Consider the following 17,977-nt stretch of genomic DNA (forward strand, 5'->3'; position numbering starts at 1 on the left):
TCATCATTAATCCCAAACGTATCGTTCATCGTATTCGAGGTTGTACAACTTCAAGAATTCTAGGTATTCCTCCTGAAACGTCTTGGCGCGATGGTGCTCTTTTTGATTTGCAATGTATCGCTTCAATGTCGCCATATTCGATTGCCCTATGCTCAGGGCAGCATATCCACTTTGCCAATAAAAATTTCTGTGATACACGCCCTTGGCTTTGATCCATTTCGAAGAACTTCTTTCCACTTCTTCCACAAGCTTGGCCACTGTGATTTTGCGCGAGAGCAGCGCAAGAGCATGAATATGATCCGTGGTGCCATTGATCGTTAGCGCCGGCGATTCATGTTCACGAAAAATGGCGGCCATGTAGCTAAACAGTTCCTTCTCAATTTCGGGCCGAATGAATGGCTCGCGATCTTTGGTACTCCAAATGAAATGCACCGGAATGCAGGCAAGACTCTGCGGCATTGGCTACCCCCTTTCTCCAAGACGGAGACGATCGACCGACACGATGCCTATTTCGCCCCTGGGGCTCAACTCGATCACGCGCGTCCGATTTCCAGGGCGTTGCCCTTCGCTATCACATGCCGCCCCGTCGGGGCTGTTTGAAACGCAATCCTTCCACCAAGAGCAGACGAATGAACCACAACGCATGTCACGCCTACAACTAGCCGGCGCAAAATCTTCGTGCCCTTCGCGTTTTCGCGGTTTGCCAAACCCACCTGCAACCATCATTTCAAACCCACATTGGTCTCAGGATTGCTTCAGCATCTCCGCGGCGTGCACGGCGACCAATACCGGTACCTGGTAGAGAATGTAAGCCAGCTCAGCGGCATGCGTGTCGCCATGCCAGCGGAAGCGCCTGTCTTCCTGATACTGCGGCCGGGCTTCGCTGCCGCTGCCCGGATCAGTCAACGTGATGCTCTTCTCTCCGAGGCGCAGAAAAGTGCTGGCAGCATAGTCGTTGAGCACGTCAGTCCAGGCGAGATCATTCCAGGTGTGAACTGCGGCTTGCGGAGCCGCTTGCGGCAAATCGAGGCCAAAACGGGGCTCGCCCGGCCGCTCTTTGATCACGAAGAACCAGCCGGCATCCTCCTCCCCATTCACGATCTGGCCGCCGCGCGCCTTTTCCGCAGTCAGGTCAAAGCCAAAGAAGTAGATGTCCGGATCGACCTTGGCTTCGTAGAGCGGCGTCTTCACAACCTCGCGCGGCGGATTCGCCTCCTGTGCCGGCGTGAGCGGCAGCAGCTTGCGGGGCCGGGTCTTGTCGATCTTGCCGTCGCCGGTGCGCTCAAAGGCGGCGCGATGCGCATAAATCACGGCGGTCGGGTATTTCTTCAGCAATTCACCGCGAATCACCAGCACCAGCTCCTCCTCCTTGTCGCCCTGCGCCTCGCGATGGTCATGATCGCCCAGCGCTGAATTTCTCGTCCAGCGATGCAGCTCCGGAATGTCACGCAGCCGTTCCCGCAGCGCTTCCGGATCAGTAGCGGCCTCGGGCAGAAAACCGCGCACGTCCCAGAATTGCCGAAAGTAACTGCCGCGCTGGTCCGTGGGATATTCCCGCCACAACAACTCGCGGCCAAACTCGTGATTCAGTCCCACCAGGTACGACTCGATGAATTTCTGATTGGTCTCGAGCAACGTGATGGTGTTGTTTTGAATCAATTGCAGATTGGGCACGAACATCTCACTGGCGAGATTTTTCAGCGGCTCATACATCGGCTGGTCGATTTCCGGATAAGCCATCACTTCACCGAAAGACTCGACCAGTTGGTCGCGCAGCCGCGGCGGGATCGTCAATGTAGCCAGCGTGCGCCGCGGAATCGTGATCGTGGGTTGAAGATTTGTGAGCATGCTCGCGGCCAAGGCCGGCAAATCCAGCGGCCGGCGTACGCGCACCGGAACTGCGCGCTCGGCAACGTCCACGGTGTAAAGATTGCGCAGCGCGCCCTTGAAGCGCACCGCCTCCGCGCTGTCTCTGCCATTGGTATTCGGCGGCGGATCCTGGCCCGGCACGCCGATGCGAAAATCCGGACTGGACGGCAGTTGATCGACACTTGCAGGCGTGCGAGTTTCGGGGTGCAGCGCTTCAGCGGCACGCGCGCGCTGCAGGATTCCATTGAGCCAGCGCACCAACCAGACCGCGCCCGCAAACAAAGCCGCGCCAATTACGATCGCCACGGCTTTATTGATGAGCAACAGCACCAGGAAAATCAGCAGGGCGAGCGCGAGAGGCGCGAAACGCAGCCAGGGCCGGCGCAGCAAAAGTGCCAGCCAGTTCTCCGGCAGCTCGCGCGGCTTAAGCTCATCCGCGATCTTCTCGCCGGTGGGCAGCGCCGGCGCAACCACTTTCGGCGGCGCGGCCGACACTTCACCGCGATTGGCGCGCGCCAGCAGATTGCCGCGATGCCGGCCGGCGTCGAATCCCACCAGTTGCGCCACCCGGCCGCGCGGTCGCAGCGCCTGGCGCATGGTCTTCGCCAGCAGCGGTGCTGCCAGCGTGCTCTGTTGCACGTGATGATGCAGCGTGAAGCCCTGCGCGACCACGCGCCGCTGCACCGGTGTCACCAGCGCGACGAAACGCTCCGGCGCCGATTGGTTGATTGCCGTGAGTTCGCGGGCATGCCAGACCTGGCTGGTGAATTGCGCCATGTGCGCATAGCGGATTTTCTGATTGGCCTCAAGCACGCGGCCGACCTGCTGCCAGGCCGCCTCCATGTAGTTTTCTTGATTCTCCTGCACCACCGCAGTGCCGAAGCCGGCAGCCGTGCGGTGGCGCGGATCCAGATTCAATTCCTGCACCCACTTCGCTTTCGCCGGATCACCCTCTTCCGCGACCAGGCGCTGCGTCTCTGCATGCCAGCGGCCGTAGAGCGGCGGCACGACCAGCGGATCTTCATCCTCCTCCACCTGCGGTCCCAAGCCGCTGCCGGCATTGGCCTGCTCCGCACTTCTGTCGGAATAGTCCTGGGCCAGATTGATCAGCGCCGCGAGCGCAACTTGAAATGCGTGGGGATAAGGTTTGCCCCACTCCTCATGGCGGCGGTAATCTTCCAAATCTTCCTCGCTCAGCGTTGCGAGCGGCGGCCGCAACGCGCCGCCCAGGCGCAGAATGCCGCCGAGTTCAGGAATGCCGGGCAGATTCGCGCCCGGCGCCTGCACGTCCATGTCGCGACGGCCCACGCGCGGATCCACGGTGCGCGGTTGCAGCAGCCGCACCAAATACTCGAAGTCGCCCACTGTTCCTGTGCGAAAATACCAGCGGTGATAGAAGGGAAAGAAATCACCCTCCACCCTGCCGGCATAACTTGCCCAGGCGCTCTGGGTGGCGAATTCTGCGATGTCGGGATTTTTCCCCAACCCTGCCAGCCGGCCGGTTTCAAAAGAGGGAATCAGGAAGGCATGATAAGCGGTGTTGGGTTTTAGAATGCGCGGGCACAGCAAGCGCGAATAGGCCAGGTCGCGGTTGGCGCGGACGGTTTCATCGAGTTGCGCCGCGAGCGCAGTCGTGTCATTGGGATCTCCGGTCATGCCGCCGTTGACATGCACGTGCGCCCAGGCCCAAAGCTGGTCAGCCGGCGGAAATTTCTGCGCTGCCTGGGCGACTTCGATGTAAGGCAGCGGCCGCCCGAGCCGGTTGTTGCCTTCGTTGAATTCGCTTTCCTCCAGCACCACCAGCGCCAGCCAGGGCCGCAACTGCAGTTGATTGGATGAAGGCCGGGCCGGCGTGTAGCGCCAGGGAAAATCTTCGTCATAGAATTCCACCAACGGCAGGTAGTTGCTTTCGAAGTTGGTGATATAATGACGCGGCTCGGTGCGCACGATCGCCTTGAGGTCGATGCCGATGATGTCGCCGGGACCGTACAATTGCACGGCACGCGGCACGGTGGCAGTGGCCGTGCCGCCGCTGAGTTGTTCACCGTTGATTTGCAGGCGCACGTCGATGGAGGCGCGCGCCTTCACCGCAGTGTCCTGGTCCGCTTCGCGCAGAAAAATACCCAGCCCCTGCCGCGCCCAGGGAAGAAATGAGTAAGAGGAGATTGGCGTGCTCATGCGGCTCGGTTCACCTCCGCTTCGGGAATGACGTGAATGACTTCCGCAAGTTCGGGTGAGAAGCGCAACAGATTCGCCACCTGCGCCTGAGCTTCGGCAAAACTGCCGAAGCTGGCCCGCGTTTCATACGCCCGATTGTCGGCTTGAAATGCAACGGTGTAGGCCTCGGCGGCGATCTCGACCTTGTCGGCAAAGGGCCGCAACTGCTTCTCGGCCGCGAGGGAAACCGCGGCGCGCGTCACGGCCGCGCCGCTGCGGAAATGCGTGAACAGTCCGTCCCAGAATTTGAAGAAGCGCAGCCGCACGCGTTCAAAGGCGGTGTCAATGATGATGGTCTCGTAACGCACGTTGCGCTGCGCCAGCGGACCGGTGGCCCAGGGCTGGCCGGCAGCGCCCAGTTCGACGCCGCTTTCGAGCGGCTCAAACGCCGGTGCCGACAGCTTCGCTGCGTCGTCCATGTCGCGATACTGCGCCGCGGCAAACTTCTCCCTGGTGGGACCCTTGACCGCGAGGCCGCCGGTTTCCACGGCCACCGTCACCTGCTTCACGTCGGACGGTTTCTGATTGCCGATCTTGTCGAGCGGCAGATTCAACGGCGCGAAGCGCTGGCTGATTTGCAGCGTGCCGACCGGATGCAGCACCAGCACCCCGGCGCTGCCCAAATCGCGCAGGCTCACGAACAATTGCCCCGCCGCCGGCAGGGTCGCGCGCCAGCTTTCGAGCTTCTCAAACTCAGCCTGCAGGCGCGGCAGCACCGCGATCGGCGGCAGCGTCTCCGCGCGGCGCTCACCAAAGGTGACATCAACGTCCACTGAAATCGAGAAGAACAGAAAACCAATCTCGGCTGAGCCTTTCACATGCCACGGCGTCGGCCCTTCGAGTGAGCCGCGCAAATGCACGCTGTACACACCGAGGCCGAAGACCTTGACCGCAAAGCCGGTCGAAAGCGTCACGATGAAATAGAACGGCGAGAAGCGCAACAATGCATCGAAGCTGAAATAGCCCTCCACGCTGAGCGCATCGAAGCCGAAGAACATCTCGCTGCGGCAGCCGATCTGCACGGTGTTGGAAGTCACCGCAAAGTAGGTTTCCGCCCGCACCCGCGCCCAGCTTTCGTTGATCAACGACAGCACCAGCCGCGCCGGTGAAGGAAAAGGCAGCGGCGGCGCGGTGAAGCGCGGGTGAAAACCGCCCACGGACAGGACGAAGTTGGGATTGTCGCTGTAATCCAACAACAGCCCCATTTCCCCTTCGAGCGTGATGAACAGCACCCGCGACTCATAGAGGGTGGCGAAAAACCAAAGCCGGCGCCGGTCAAATTCCAATGCCCCGAGGAAGGACACCTGCAGGATCAGCACCGCCTGCTCGTCAGTGGGCAGCGCCACGCGCAGGCGGCCGAGAATGACGACATTGCCCGGAATCTCGATGATCACGCCCAGCGCCACGCTGATCAGCGTCGGTGTGCCCCAGCCGATCTTGGCCATGGGCCCGATCAGAAACGTGCCCGGGTGCGGCGGGAAGATGGTGCGCAAGTCGCTCAGGATCTTCGGCGCGTTGGCAACGATGTTGGTGGGAAACAGAATGCTGTTGATGGCACCGGTGCGCACGCCTTGCGCCAGCGGCTCCAGCAACGCGCTGCGATGCAGTCCCAGCAATCCGCCCACGCCCAGCAGCGTGAAACCAAAACCGAGCTGGAAACCGGGATTGAACTCCGCAGTGATGATCACCAGCAGTGAGAAGCCCGGCTGGCCTCCCGGCAGTTTCGTGTTGATCAGGCCGATGGCTTTGAGGGAGAGAAAGCCGCTGATCGTCAACTCCAGCGCGCCGGCGTATTCGCCCTTTTCAAAATCAAGATAGAGATAGCCGCCGCCCTTGACCACGCCGGCATCAATGGCCAGGCCGATGCCATTGGGCGGTTTGAAGGCAAACGCCACTCCCGCCGGCCCAAGATTGCCGCCGCCGCGCGGAAACGTGAAGGTGGCAATCAAACCCAGCCGGTCGACCGAGGCGCGCAGCGGCCCCAGCGCCGCGGAGAAACCGCCGGACAACTCCACCGGAATCGAGCCGTCACTGGCCAGACCAGCTTTCAAGTAGAGCGACAGGATTTCCAGCGGGCCGAGTGTGACGTGCGCCGGCAGCGCGATTTCCAGTGCAGCACTGCCGATAAACGCCAAACCGCGACTCGGGCTCCAACTCGCCTCCACATCGAAGTTGGAATCGAGATTCACGCCGGAGAGCAGCGCGCTGATAAACGAATCCCCGCCCTCCCCGCTGATCACCATTCTGCCGCCGTTCAGGGAGATGCGAAATTCCGGATCCAGCACAGCACTGCGGGAAGCGGTGTCAAAGTGGGCGCGGAGCTGGCCTGCCAGTCCGGGGCTGCGCACTTCCAGACGGGAACCGCGCGCGGTGCCCAGCATCAAAAACGGCGCGGCCGTGCGCGAGCGCTGCAGCGTCATGGCCAGGAGAAAATCAACTGCACCCTCCGGCAGATCAAACTCAATCTCGAACAGCGGCCGCAGGGTGGCGCCAAGATCTGCCGCAAGACTGGCCTGGGTGGTCAGCTCAACTTGCCAGTCCTCGGCACTGAAGGTCTCGGTGCGGGAAACGGAAAGGGGAAAGCGCAGGGAGAGATCGACACCCGGCGGGCTGAAGCTGTTGTTGACCTCGGTATTGAAGGCAAAGGCTTCGAGCAGCGCCGGTGCACCGCCAGGCTGAATGATTTCCGCCGGCAGCTCGAACTTCTGCTCCAGCAGATTGCGCAGCGCATGGAACAGCGCAAGGCCGTCAAAGTCCGGCGCGCCCCACTTGTACACCTCGCGCAACAGGCCGGCGGGATCGGTGAACAGCTTCACGGCGCGATCGAATCGAAATGTCTTGCGCGTGTAGGCACCGTTGAGCGAATTGGCCGGCCCGCCTGCTTCTTTGACGATTTCAATGCCGCCGGTCGCGAGCAGCGGAATCGCCAATTGCGGAAAACGCTGCTCGAGATATTCCACCAGCAGGTGGTTGAGCAGCCGATCCACAAACGCACCGGCGAATGCGGCCAGTTCCGCCCGTTGCGGCGGTGACAGTCCAGGCGCGCCGGCGCTCAAATTCTGTAACGCCGTGGCGACAGCCTGCGCGGCATGCACTGCGTTCTTGACTTGCTCAAGCAATGCCACGCTGGTGGAAGCCACAGCAGCGGCATCCTCACGGCTGATCGCCGCGGTCAGATCGCGAATCAAATCGGTGAGATTCGCCGCTGCGGTGGCGCTGGTGGACAACGCGGCAGCAAGCTCGGTCGCTCCGGCTACACTCTCCGCGGGCCGCAGGCCAAGCCACTCCAGTATCGATTCGGTTGACTCATCCTCGATCCGGCGAGCCAGCGGTTCAAAGACCCGGGCCAATTCAGCAGCAAACAGTTCAAGAGTACCGGCGACATTACTCATGGTTGCTCCCCGCGGCTGCCGCTGCGTGCGCTGCCAATGGTGCACTGAGCAAAAGGATCAACGCGGCACGCTGGCGCTGCAGGGTCTCCTGCAACCGCCGGCTGCCGTAGCGCAGCAGCAGGTCGCACCAGCGCTGGAAGCAATCGCGTTGTGGCCGGCTCAAGAGGGCGGCCGGCGCCTCAGCATCAAGGGCACCTTGCATGAGGCGCCAGAGCATGCGCGGGCCTTCGCTGCGATGCCACAGCGTGGCGACGCGCCGGTTGGTGTTGATCAGGCGCCGCACCTCGCTGAAGTGCCGGCTCACGGCTGCCGCCACCTCCTGGCCTTGCGGACACACGCGCAGCCGGGCGCGCAAAATGCGAAGCGTGGCCAAAAACTGCGGGCTGCCCCATGCCCCAAGGTCCGCGCCAGTCGAAGCGCCGTTGAAAGGCGCGTGGGCATGCCGCAAGCCGCTGCTGCCATTGGAACCGCCATGCAGCAATGGCGAGGCCCCGCCACCACCACCGCCGCCACCACCAGCACTGCGCACGGAATTGATCGCCGCCTGCACGTCCAGTTTGCCTGCGCCCCAAGTGTCGTCGCGGCCGCCGGCGGGCCGGTCGCGCGCAGTGGTCTGCAAATGATGCAAGATCTGCGCTTTGGTCAAAGTGGGATCTTCTTCCAGCAGCAACGCCACGGCTCCAGCTACATGCGGGGCCGCCATGCTGGTGCCGGTCTTGTCATCATACAGACAGCAGCAGGCATCGGGGCAGCATGAGCAACAGTTGCCCGGGAGATTGGCGGCATCTGCTTTGGCCGAGGCGATCAACAAGCCGGGCGCGGCGATATCCGGCTTTGGATTCGCGGCGGCATCACGCGCCACCGGTCCGCGGCTCGAAGAAGCTACAATGCCGGTCGAGGGCCAGCAATCACAGCAACCGGTGCGCGATTCGTGATTGGCAACGGAGATAGCCTCGCGCGCCGTCGCCGGCGTGCTGATGGTGGAATCGGAAGACGACCGGATTTTGCCGTCCGGCGTGCTGACCGCTGGCAGGAATTGCGGCGCATTGTCACCGCGCTCGATCCAACAGTGGAAATTGACCGGGGCTGCGTTCGGGTTGGTGAGTTTGAGTTTCCAGTTCCCGGCGGGGATGTTGCCGGAGGTGGGTTTGTCGATCTCGATGCGGAAGTTGTTGTCGCGGCCGTGCGGCCCGTTGATGGTCGCGTCAATGTTGACCGTCACCCGGCGCGCGTTGGAAGCATTGGGGTTGGCGATGAACGAACTGTCCGTGCCGTGGTTTACGACGCCGCTGCTGGTGCCGCCCTGAGCAATGACTTCCAGATTCAGGGTGCCGGCGCGATCATACCAAAGATCGAGATACGCGTCGAATTCGTGTCCCTCCCTCACTTCAAACTCGACCTCGCGCATGGCATTGCCAGGCACGGTTGCTTTGACATGGCAGCGCGTATCAGCGAAGTTGCCCGCTGCCACCACCACAGCGCGTCCGGGACCTGCCGCTACTGCCGCGTCGATCGCCCGTTCTACCGGTGTGGTGCCGTCATGCGGGCCACGATTGACGCCGAGACTGATATTGACCACCACCGGCTTGCCGGCAGCGTCAGGGTGATTGAAAATGTAGTCCAACGCCGCAACCAGACGCACGTTGGCACCGAGCGTGGCGTGGGTGTAGTCGTAGCGCGCCACAATCAGCTCGGTTCGCGGCGCGACGCCGACATAGGTGTTGATGCCGTGACAACAAGTCGCCGGTGCGCCGTTGCCGGCGGCGATGCCGGCCACGTGGGTGCCATGGCCGCTGGTCTCGCCGCGCGCGTTCTGGTCGCGCGTGCGGATGGTTTCGGTGCCCTGCACGCCCCGTGAGAGCTGCGCCTGGTTATACGCCACGCCAACGCCGCCGGGCCCGGCAGTCTCGCCGGTTTGGGCCGTGAGCATTTGATCCCAGATGCCCAGGATTCGCGAAGTGCGGTCGTCCCAATCCACGAAAACGCCGTGGCGCCAATCGATGCCGCTGTCGATGACGCCGATCACCACACCCGCTCCTTTGCGCGAGGGTGAGCCGCCGTGCACCGCGGTGGCGCGAATCTCCGGCAGGCTATAATCCAGCAGCGGATGGTATTGTTGCGGGCCTTCGGTGGCGACGACGTGAGCGATCGCGGCCAGGTCTTCCAGACGATCGACGGGGATCGAACCGGCAGCGATCTGGTAGCCGGCGCGAGGGTGCTGCAGCAGGCCAAAGGATTCAAAGCCGATCGCGATGAGGTCGCTCAAATCACCGGTGAACTCCACCAGCAGCTCGACTCGTTCAGTTTCTTCCCGCAGCAAAGCCTTCGCCAGCGTGGCCGCCTTCTGCGTCTTCAACGCTTGCACGCGCCGGCGCAGTCCGGGATCCAGTTTGTTGATCATTGCACCTCCGGCTTGCCCTCAGGGCCACTTTGATTCGAATTTTCCTGCCTCTGCCGTGCCGTTGCGGAAGCCGGCAGTTGCAGCAGATTCTCCTGCGGCGACTCCGCCAGCGGCTCATGGTGTTTGCCGCGCGCGCGAAATTTGGAGAAGATCCGCATCATTGCCCGCCGCCAAACGAGCGCAAACGCGCCGGCGAGAGCGAGGATGAAAATCCAGACCAGCATTCCCACGGACAGCGCCACGGCCACGCCCAACAACGGCAGAAGAATCGCACCAGCTACCAGCAGCACCAGACCGGCCAACAACAACAACATCAGCACCAGGCCGATTCGGGCGGCAGGACTGACAGGTTTTTTCGTGGCAATCACAATGCGCACTGCCATGCAACAGGCTCAGGCAAAGAGATCTGCGTTTCGTGGTGACTTGAGGCGGTATAGGGTCGGCGGGATAGCGCACAAAAAGCCGGATGCGATTCTTGCCATGGGATCCGGCCAATCATCCTTCAGAACTTGCCAACCGGCGCGTCCAACCTCCAACACAGAAGTATCGCACCGGTGGCAATGTGCAGCATATGCGAAACGAAAGGCTGTGGGAAATGGACGGGCAATTGGGCGCGAGGAGCACAGCGCAAGCGTTCAGGGAAGAAATTGCCGCCGCATTCCGGACGGGTGTGGCGAAGCTAATATTTTTCCGATGGAATGCAAGAAAAATATCGCGCAGACCTCACGTGGGCTTGCCGCGTAATAACCTGCACTGCCGGCAGGGCGCAGGGTGCAAAGGGCGAGGACCGGATTGCTGCCTGAACTCGAAGAATCTCACGAGGAAGAGGGCAAGCCATCCTCCGCAGCCCGGCCAAGTTCCGCAGGAGTGCGCAGATGAACCAAATCGCCCGCTGCGAAAGTCTAATTAACCGCTACGTGCCGCGCCATCGCAAACAGCAAGTACCTCGTGGCGCAAGCACCGTCCTGGGTTTGCCCTCTCACGCATGCCTCGCCGAGTTGGGAGCATGTCGCGCCGGCTTGCTCACAAGCCGCGAGGCCTCGTCAAACAATGGAAAAGAAGATTGGCAAAAGATGGAAAAAAGCGTGAAATTGATTGGTCATATCGATTCCGCACGGCGCAGGTTGGCTGTGCCGGCGGATACGAATCCGCGGCGTGCGAATGAAACCGGCCTCCCTTGGGCGGCGGTCTCCGTGTGCAGCCGCGCGGCGAGCCGGCAGGGCGAACTGCTGACGCGCTATCGCCCGGTGCATAAACGAAGGGATGGCTTCAGATGAGACTTTCCTTCAAAATCATGGGTCTGGTTTTTTTGGGAATGCTGGTGCCGCTGGTGATTGATGGCTACCTCTCGGTGCAGCGGGAGGTGGCGTTGTTCACCGAAGACATGCGGCACGATGCTCTTCTGCTCGGCCGGGCCATGAAACAACTGGTGATCGAGGCCTGGCAGCACGGCGGCGAAAGCCGTGCCTTGGAATTGATCAAAGAGGTCAACCAGGATGAGCCGCAATTGCAGATTCGCTGGGTCTGGTTGGCGGCGCGGCCGGGCGATGCCTTTGCGCCACGAGTCCCACCGGCTAGATTGGGTGCAGCGCGCAGCGGCCAGGAAGTTTCCATCAATGAACCGCTAGAGCATGGCCCCGGCTATTTCTACACCTATGTTCCGGTGATGTTGGAAGGCGGCAGAAGAGGCGCGCTCGAGCTGCGCGAATCTCATGAGGCGCTCAGGGCCTACACCCATGACACCATCATTTGGTCGATCGTTTTGACCAGCCTGCTGCTTCTGGTGGGCGCACTACTGGTGTGGCTGCTCAGTGTCCGGTTCATCGTGCGCCCACTCAACAAGTTGATGGCGAAAACCCAACAAATCGGCGCCGGCGATCTCTCCGGCGATCTTGTTCTCGCCGGGCGCGATGAGCTGTCCGATCTTGCGGTCGCAATGAATCGCATGTGCGAGCAACTTTCTCTGGCACGGGAAGCGGTGCGCAAGGAAACCGAAGCCCGCATCGCCACGCTCGAACAATTGCGCCACTCCGAACGACTGGCCACCATTGGCCAGCTTGCCGCCGGCATGGCACATGAGCTTGGCACCCCTCTGAATGTCGTCAGCGGCCGGGCCAAACTCATGACCGTGGAAAATCCCGGTCGGGATGAGATTCTCGATAATTCGCGCATCATTCGCGAGCAAGTCGATCGCATGACCAGAATCATTCAGCAACTGCTGGATTTTGCCCGGCGCCAAACGGCAAAACGGCAGCCAGCCGACCTGCGAAAAGTCGCGGCGCAAGTGCTCGAAATGCTGGCGGCTGCCGCGCGCAAGAATCGGGTGACGCTTGCGCTCGTCGAAGACGGTGGGCCTTGCGTGACGGCTCTCGACCAGGCGCAGATCCAACAGGTTCTGACCAATCTGGTCATGAACGGCATACAGGCCATGCCCAACGGCGGCCGGCTGGAATTGACTCTCGGGATGACGAGCGCCCTTCGGCCGGGTCGGGAAGGCTTGGGTGAAAAAAACTTCCTGACGATCCGGATTCGCGACCAAGGCACCGGCATCGCCGAAGAAAACAAGCGGCGCATCTTCGAGCCGTTTTTTACGACCAAAGAAGTGGGCAAAGGCACGGGGTTGGGCCTCTCCATCGCGCACGGCATTGTGGAAGAGCACGGCGGATGGATCGAGGTCGAGAGTGAGGTCGGAATCGGCTCGTGCTTCACGGTTTATCTACCCCGGGAGACGGAAGAATGAGCGGGCGAGTCTTGATTGTAGATGATGACCAAGGCATGTGCGAGATGCTGGCGGTCGATTTGCAGCGACGCGGTTTTGTGGTGGCTTGGCACACCGCGGCAGGCCCGGCCTTCACTGCCTTGCAGAGCGAGGATTTCGATGTTGCCTTGGTCGACCTCAACCTGCCGGGCATGAGCGGCATCGAGTTGTGTGAACGGGTCGTGGCCAATCGCGCCGACGTGCCGGTGGTGGTGATGACCGCGTTCGGCAGCATGGAATCGGCCATCGCTGCGATTCGCGCCGGCGCTTACGATTTCATCGCCAAACCTTTTGAGCTTGACGTCCTCGTCCTTATTCTTGAACGCGCGGTGAAGCACCGCGCGCTGCAAGATCGAGTGCAGCGGCTCAGTGCGGCCGTCAAACAATCGCAGCGTTTTGATGAACTGATTGGTGACAGCTCGCCGATGCGTGAGTTGTTCGCGCAATTGACTCGCATCGCCGATACGGAGAGTGCGGTGCTGATTACCGGGGAGAGCGGCACCGGCAAGGAGCTGGTGGCGCACGCACTGCACCGCCGGAGCCGAAGACGTGACGGCCCATTCGTCGCCCTCAATTGCTCGGCACTGCCGGAAGCGCTTCTGGAGAGTGAGCTTTTCGGCTACAAACGCGGCGCTTTCACCGACGCCAAATCGGATCGAAAAGGTTTGTTTCTCCAGGCAGATGCCGGCACGCTTTTTCTCGACGAAATCGGCGAGCTGCCGCTGCCGCTGCAACCCAAGCTGCTGCGGGCACTCGAAGAGCGGCGGCTCCGCCCGCTCGGCGGCGAGGCCGAGCAGAGTTTCGATGCACGCATCCTCGCAGCGACCAATCGTGATTTGGAGACTGCGGTTGACGAAGGCCGGTTTCGTGAAGATTTGTTCTACCGCCTCAACGTCATCACCGTCGAAGCGCCGCCGCTGCGGGCGCGGGGAACGGATATTCTGCTGCTGGCCGAGAATTTCATCCAGCACTTCGCCGCCCGTTCCGGCAAGCGCGTGCTCGGGCTTTCAAAGCAAGCCGCAGAAAAATTGCTGAGCTACGCCTGGCCCGGCAATGTCCGGGAGTTGCGCAATGCCATCGAGCACGCCGTGGCGCTCACGCCCTATGAGAAAATCGCGGTGGAAGATCTGCCGAAAAATATTCGTGCTTACCACAGCTCGCACGTTCTGATCGGCAGCGACAACCCCACTGAGCTGGTTTCCCTGGAAGAGGTGGAACGCCGCTATATTCTGCATGTGCTGCAGAGCGTCGGTGGCAACCAAACCCATGCCGCGCGCATTCTGGGGCTGAATCGCAAGACCCTGTATCGCAAATTGCAGCAGTATGGCGTGGATTGATACGGGAATCTGCTTCACGTAAATGCGCCGTCTTTCCCCGGCAGCAGCAATGGCCCACCTGAGTCGCGCTGGTCGTTGGGCTGCCTCCCTCTCCGCCGTTTCCCTTCTGGTTGTGGCCTGCGGTCTCATGCCGCCAGTTCGCCTGTCACCACGGGCGTCCGGTGCGCTCGACTCCCCGCTTCACTTTTCATTTGGTGCCGTTCAGCAAGTTTCCTTCCTGTTGCCTGGGTGGTCCAACCTTACAGCGCTTTTTTATGCCGCGTCAGCGCCCCTGTCATCCCGCCTGCTGGTTAAACCTTTGCGCCGGCAGGCAGGCCCAAACGAACTGCGGCTGTGTCAGACAGAATAATATCGCTTCACGCAGACAGAAATTGCTGTATGACAACTGCCAGCAACGTCGAACCGCGGAGCAAATTTCATTTCACGGGCCGTGCCGGTCGGCGTGGCCCTTGAGGCATTCTGCCACGCTGGGGCAAATTGCCTCAGTCTCCTGCCTCACAAGTGATTGATTTCCCGCCGTGAGAATGTGGTATCCTCTTTGCGTTTGCCAGAAGCGGAAAGGAGAGTATGGATGGTGATGACGGAAAGGGTAGTCATTCGAATGGTTGCGGAACTCAAATGCAAAATCATCGACAGACAAACAGGCGCCGAGTGAAACCAGGCGCATCGTCCGCGCCGCATGTCCTGCTCGCGGAGGACGATCACGAAATGCGCGTGTTGTTGGCGCGTGCGCTGCAGTACGCGGGATATGAAGTGGTCACGTGCCGCAACGGTGTGGAGTTGTTGGAGCACTTGGGCGCCTATTTTCTTCCAGACGAAGAACAGGAGCCGATCGCTTTGATCATCTCAGATGTCCGCATGCCGGGCCTCACCGGCCTGGAAATCCTGGAAGGCCTGAGCAAGCATCAGGATTTTCCGCCCTTCATTTTGATCACGGCCTTCGGCGATGCGGAGACCCATGCGGACGCGGCACGATTCGGCGCGCTCGCCGTCTTTGACAAACCTTTCGATCTGGACGATCTGTTGGCAAGAGTTCGAAAAATAGTGCCGCCAGTGGAGTGAACACGGTCACAAACCATCTAGGAGGTCAAATCATGAAGAGGAACATGCTCCTGCTGTTGAGCGCCGTCTCTCTGCTGGGCTTCAGGTCGAATCTGCAGGCCGGTGAAATCGGGTCGTCGCGATTCAACCTCGATCTTTGGGGCAATGGCGTCAGCTCGGTGAGCGGCCACTTTTCGAATGCCGTGAAGTCCACGGACTTTCTGCAAACCGGCGCGAGTTTTGGAATCGCCTGGCAGTATTTTCCGCTACGCAGCGCCGGCATCCAAGCCGGGTATGAGTTGAGCTGGCAGAATGTTGACGAACCGTATCGCAGCGAAAACCAGAAAACTCCGGCGTTCGTCGTGCATCAGATCACGCTTGCCGGTTTGTACAACTTCGCGAACCTGATTGCGTCTTCGGCGCGCTTCCAGCCTTACCTCGGCGCGGGCATTGGCCTCTATCCATTCCGGTTGACCGATGACGGCCTCTCCGGCAGCGTCGTGAAGCTGGCAAACGGCAACAAGTTCGAAAAGACCAGCTTCGGCCTCAATGGGAATGCCGGCCTGGCGTATCGGTTGTCCGATCATCTCTCGATCAACGGCGGCGCCCGTTATCATTACCTGTTCTCAAAAGACGATGACAAGTTCGGCGCCGAGGCCGGCTTTGGCAATCAGGGGCTGCTGAGTTATGGTCTCGGTTTGGCCTATCATTTCCCTTTCGGGCGCTGAGCTGGTGCCAGCAGGAATGAGCCGGCTCCGGCGGGGCGGGCGCTGCAACTCGCCCGCCCCAAGCGCCCGCCAACTCGAACCGTTACAATCCACTTTCACATGAGGAAGCATTATGAAACGCATCATCTCTTTTGCCGCCGCCGCGGTTCTGGTGTTGAGCCTGGCCGCCACCGGTTTTGCCCAGCAAGCCACCAAGCCCATGGCCAAGCAACAGATGACAGCGCCGGCCAAAGCCGAGCACAAGCGCATAAGGGCCACGACGGCCCCGCTCAAGCTTACCAAGGAGGAAATGACCGCGCTGCAAAACGCCTTGATCGCTGCCAAAGCCTACCACGGCAAGGCCAACGGCATGCTCGACACGGCGACCAAGGCGGCGTTACGGCGGTATCAGCAGGACAACAAGCTGAAAGTGACCGGCGAGCCCAATGCGGAAACGCTGGACAAGCTCGGCGTATCTCATCCGGCCGCGAGCATGCCGACGGCGGCGCCGGCGATGACGCATCCGGAGGATGGGAAACCGCCGGCTGCTTCCAAAACCAAAGCAGCCACCCACAAATCCGACACGCAGCAGAACTGATGATGCTGGTTGCGGATGAAAGGTGCAGAACCAATGAGGGCGACGGCTGGCGAAGAGCGTCGCCCTTTTTGCCAATTGCGGAGTACTGATCTCGTGAAAAGGCATAAACCTCCATTGTTCGTTCTGATCGCGCTGGTTGCCGGACTCGCAGGCGGACTCCTCATCGCCTCCAGTCTGGAGTGGACGCCGGTCAGTGCCGGCCGCAGCAAGCCGGACAGTTTGTCGCAAAACTCGTCTCCCTCGGCGGCGCGCGCGCTCGCCGGTCAGTTGAGTGATCTCTTCGAAAGCGCCGCGGATAAGGTCAGTGTTTCAGTCGTGCCGATCTTTTCCGAGCAAGAAGTGCAGGTCGCCAGTCCCTTCGGCTCGCCGGAGGATCCTTTCCGCGATTTTTTTGGCGACGATTTCTTCAAACACTTCTTCGGCCAGATTCCGCAGGGTGATCAGAAGCAGACGGTGCGCGGGTTGGGCTCAGGCGTAATTGTGAGCAGCGACGGTTTCATCTTAACCAATAATCATGTGGTTGACGGCGCCGAGAAACTGACGGTGGTCATGTCCGATCAGAAGAAATATTCGGCCAGGGTCATTGGCACTGATCCCCAGACCGATGTGGCGGTGATCAAAATCGAGGCGAAGAACCTGCCTGCGGTCACTTTGGGTAATTCTGACAACGTCAAAGTCGGGCAATGGGTCATTGCCGTCGGCAATCCCTTTCAGCTTCTGCACACCGTGACCGCCGGCATTATCAGCGCGAAGGGGCGCTCGAATGTCGGTTTGGCGGATTACGAAGATTTCATTCAAACCGATGCTTCGATCAATCCCGGCAACAGCGGCGGCGCGCTCGCGGATTTGGACGGCAATGTCATCGGCATCAATACCGCCATCAGCAGTCCCTCCGGCGGCAACGTCGGCATCGGCTTCGCGATTCCGGTCAACATGGCGAGAAACGTCATGGATCAGCTCATGAAGCAGGGCAAGATCACGCGCGGCTATCTCGCGCTCATGCCGCAGGATATTGATGAGAATTTGGCGAAGGCGTTGAGGTTGAAGCGCACGGAAGGCGCGCTGGTGGGAGACGTGACCCCGGACGGGCCGGCGGACCGGGGCGGCATCAAGCGCGGTGACTTCATTACCACATTCAACGGCGAGCAGGTGAAGAACAGTACCGCGTTGCGCAATCTGGTCGCGCAAACAGCGCCGGGAACTTCGGTGAAGATTTCATTGTTGCGCGACGGCCGCGAGCTGCAGGTCAAAGTGATCCTGGGCGAGCGCCCGAGAGGGCGTGGCGGCCGCGAGCAGCAGCCGGAAGCGCAACAACCGGAGGCACAAACCAGCAAAAAGCTCGGCCTGACAATTCAAAATTTGACGCCGGATATCGCGCAGCAATTGGGTTATCAGCGCGAGCACGGCGTCATGGTGACGGAGGTTGCGCCGGGCAGCCCGGCGGAGGAGGCCGGATTGCAACAGGGCGATTTGATCAAGGAGATCAACCGTGTCGCCGTAACCTCGGCTCGAGACTTCAACCGCATGCTTGCGAGCCTGCGCAACGGTGAAAGCGTGGCGCTGCTGGTACGCCGGGGACAAAACACTTTCTACGTAGCGCTGCAGTTACCGTAGCGCGCTTGTAGTCGCACCCAAAGTCCCCATGGTTCTTGAATGC

At 60.9% G+C, this 17,977-nt stretch carries 12 protein-coding genes; 7 read left to right on the forward strand and 5 right to left on the reverse strand.

What is annotated here, in order from left to right:
* Positions 1–6: 6 nt before the first annotated feature.
* The 5 genes from tnpA to L6R21_21805 all read right to left on the reverse strand — a co-directional run bounded on the left by tnpA (position 7) and on the right by L6R21_21805 (position 10,262).
* The gene (gene tnpA / locus L6R21_21785; GenBank protein MCK6561839.1) at positions 7–459 is read right to left on the reverse strand and encodes an IS200/IS605 family transposase; all 453 of its coding nucleotides are present in this window, start codon (positions 457–459) and stop codon (positions 7–9) included.
* A gap of 285 nt (positions 460–744) precedes the next feature.
* On the reverse strand, positions 745–4,047 hold the full coding sequence (locus tag L6R21_21790; protein ID MCK6561840.1) for a hypothetical protein: 3,303 nt from the start codon (positions 4,045–4,047) through the stop codon (positions 745–747).
* On the reverse strand, positions 4,044–7,478 hold the full coding sequence (locus L6R21_21795) for a hypothetical protein (protein MCK6561841.1): 3,435 nt from the start codon (positions 7,476–7,478) through the stop codon (positions 4,044–4,046). Before L6R21_21795 ends, L6R21_21790 begins: the two co-directional genes overlap by 4 nt.
* Positions 7,471–9,879, reverse strand: coding sequence for a S8 family serine peptidase (locus tag L6R21_21800; GenBank protein MCK6561842.1), 2,409 nt, complete (start codon positions 9,877–9,879; stop codon positions 7,471–7,473). The genes L6R21_21795 and L6R21_21800 overlap by 8 nt, the downstream gene beginning before the upstream one ends.
* Positions 9,876–10,262, reverse strand: a complete 387-nt coding sequence (locus L6R21_21805; GenBank protein MCK6561843.1) for a hypothetical protein — start codon at positions 10,260–10,262, stop codon at positions 9,876–9,878. The genes L6R21_21800 and L6R21_21805 overlap by 4 nt, the downstream gene beginning before the upstream one ends.
* Positions 10,263–10,754: 492 nt before the next feature.
* On the opposite strand from L6R21_21805, the gene L6R21_21810 reads away from it, so the two are divergent.
* From L6R21_21810 to L6R21_21840, 7 genes are all read left to right on the forward strand, one after another.
* Positions 10,755–11,156 (forward strand): hypothetical protein, encoded by a 402-nt coding sequence (locus L6R21_21810; protein MCK6561844.1) that lies wholly within the window; start codon positions 10,755–10,757, stop codon positions 11,154–11,156.
* Positions 11,153–12,619 carry an ATP-binding protein gene (locus tag L6R21_21815; protein ID MCK6561845.1) on the forward strand — a complete coding sequence of 489 codons (1,467 nt, stop codon included), beginning with the start codon at positions 11,153–11,155 and terminating at the stop codon, positions 12,617–12,619. The genes L6R21_21810 and L6R21_21815 overlap by 4 nt, the downstream gene beginning before the upstream one ends.
* Positions 12,616–13,974, forward strand: a complete 1,359-nt coding sequence (locus tag L6R21_21820; GenBank protein ID MCK6561846.1) for a sigma-54 dependent transcriptional regulator — start codon at positions 12,616–12,618, stop codon at positions 13,972–13,974. Before L6R21_21815 ends, L6R21_21820 begins: the two co-directional genes overlap by 4 nt.
* Positions 13,975–14,541: 567 nt before the next feature.
* Positions 14,542–15,036, forward strand: coding sequence for a response regulator (locus L6R21_21825; GenBank protein ID MCK6561847.1), 495 nt, complete (start codon positions 14,542–14,544; stop codon positions 15,034–15,036).
* A 32-nt stretch (positions 15,037–15,068) separates the two neighbouring features.
* On the forward strand, positions 15,069–15,743 hold the full coding sequence (locus tag L6R21_21830) for an opacity family porin (GenBank protein ID MCK6561848.1): 675 nt from the start codon (positions 15,069–15,071) through the stop codon (positions 15,741–15,743).
* A 112-nt stretch (positions 15,744–15,855) separates the two neighbouring features.
* Positions 15,856–16,320, forward strand: a complete 465-nt coding sequence (locus L6R21_21835) for a peptidoglycan-binding protein (GenBank protein ID MCK6561849.1) — start codon at positions 15,856–15,858, stop codon at positions 16,318–16,320.
* A gap of 93 nt (positions 16,321–16,413) precedes the next feature.
* Positions 16,414–17,934: a DegQ family serine endoprotease gene (locus L6R21_21840; protein MCK6561850.1), complete on the forward strand. Its 1,521-nt coding sequence runs from the start codon at positions 16,414–16,416 to the stop codon at positions 17,932–17,934.
* The last annotated feature ends 43 nt before the right edge of the window (positions 17,935–17,977 follow it).

Source organism: bacterium, assembly GCA_023150945.1.
Taxonomy (GTDB): domain Bacteria; phylum Zhuqueibacterota; class Zhuqueibacteria; order Zhuqueibacterales; family Zhuqueibacteraceae; genus Coneutiohabitans.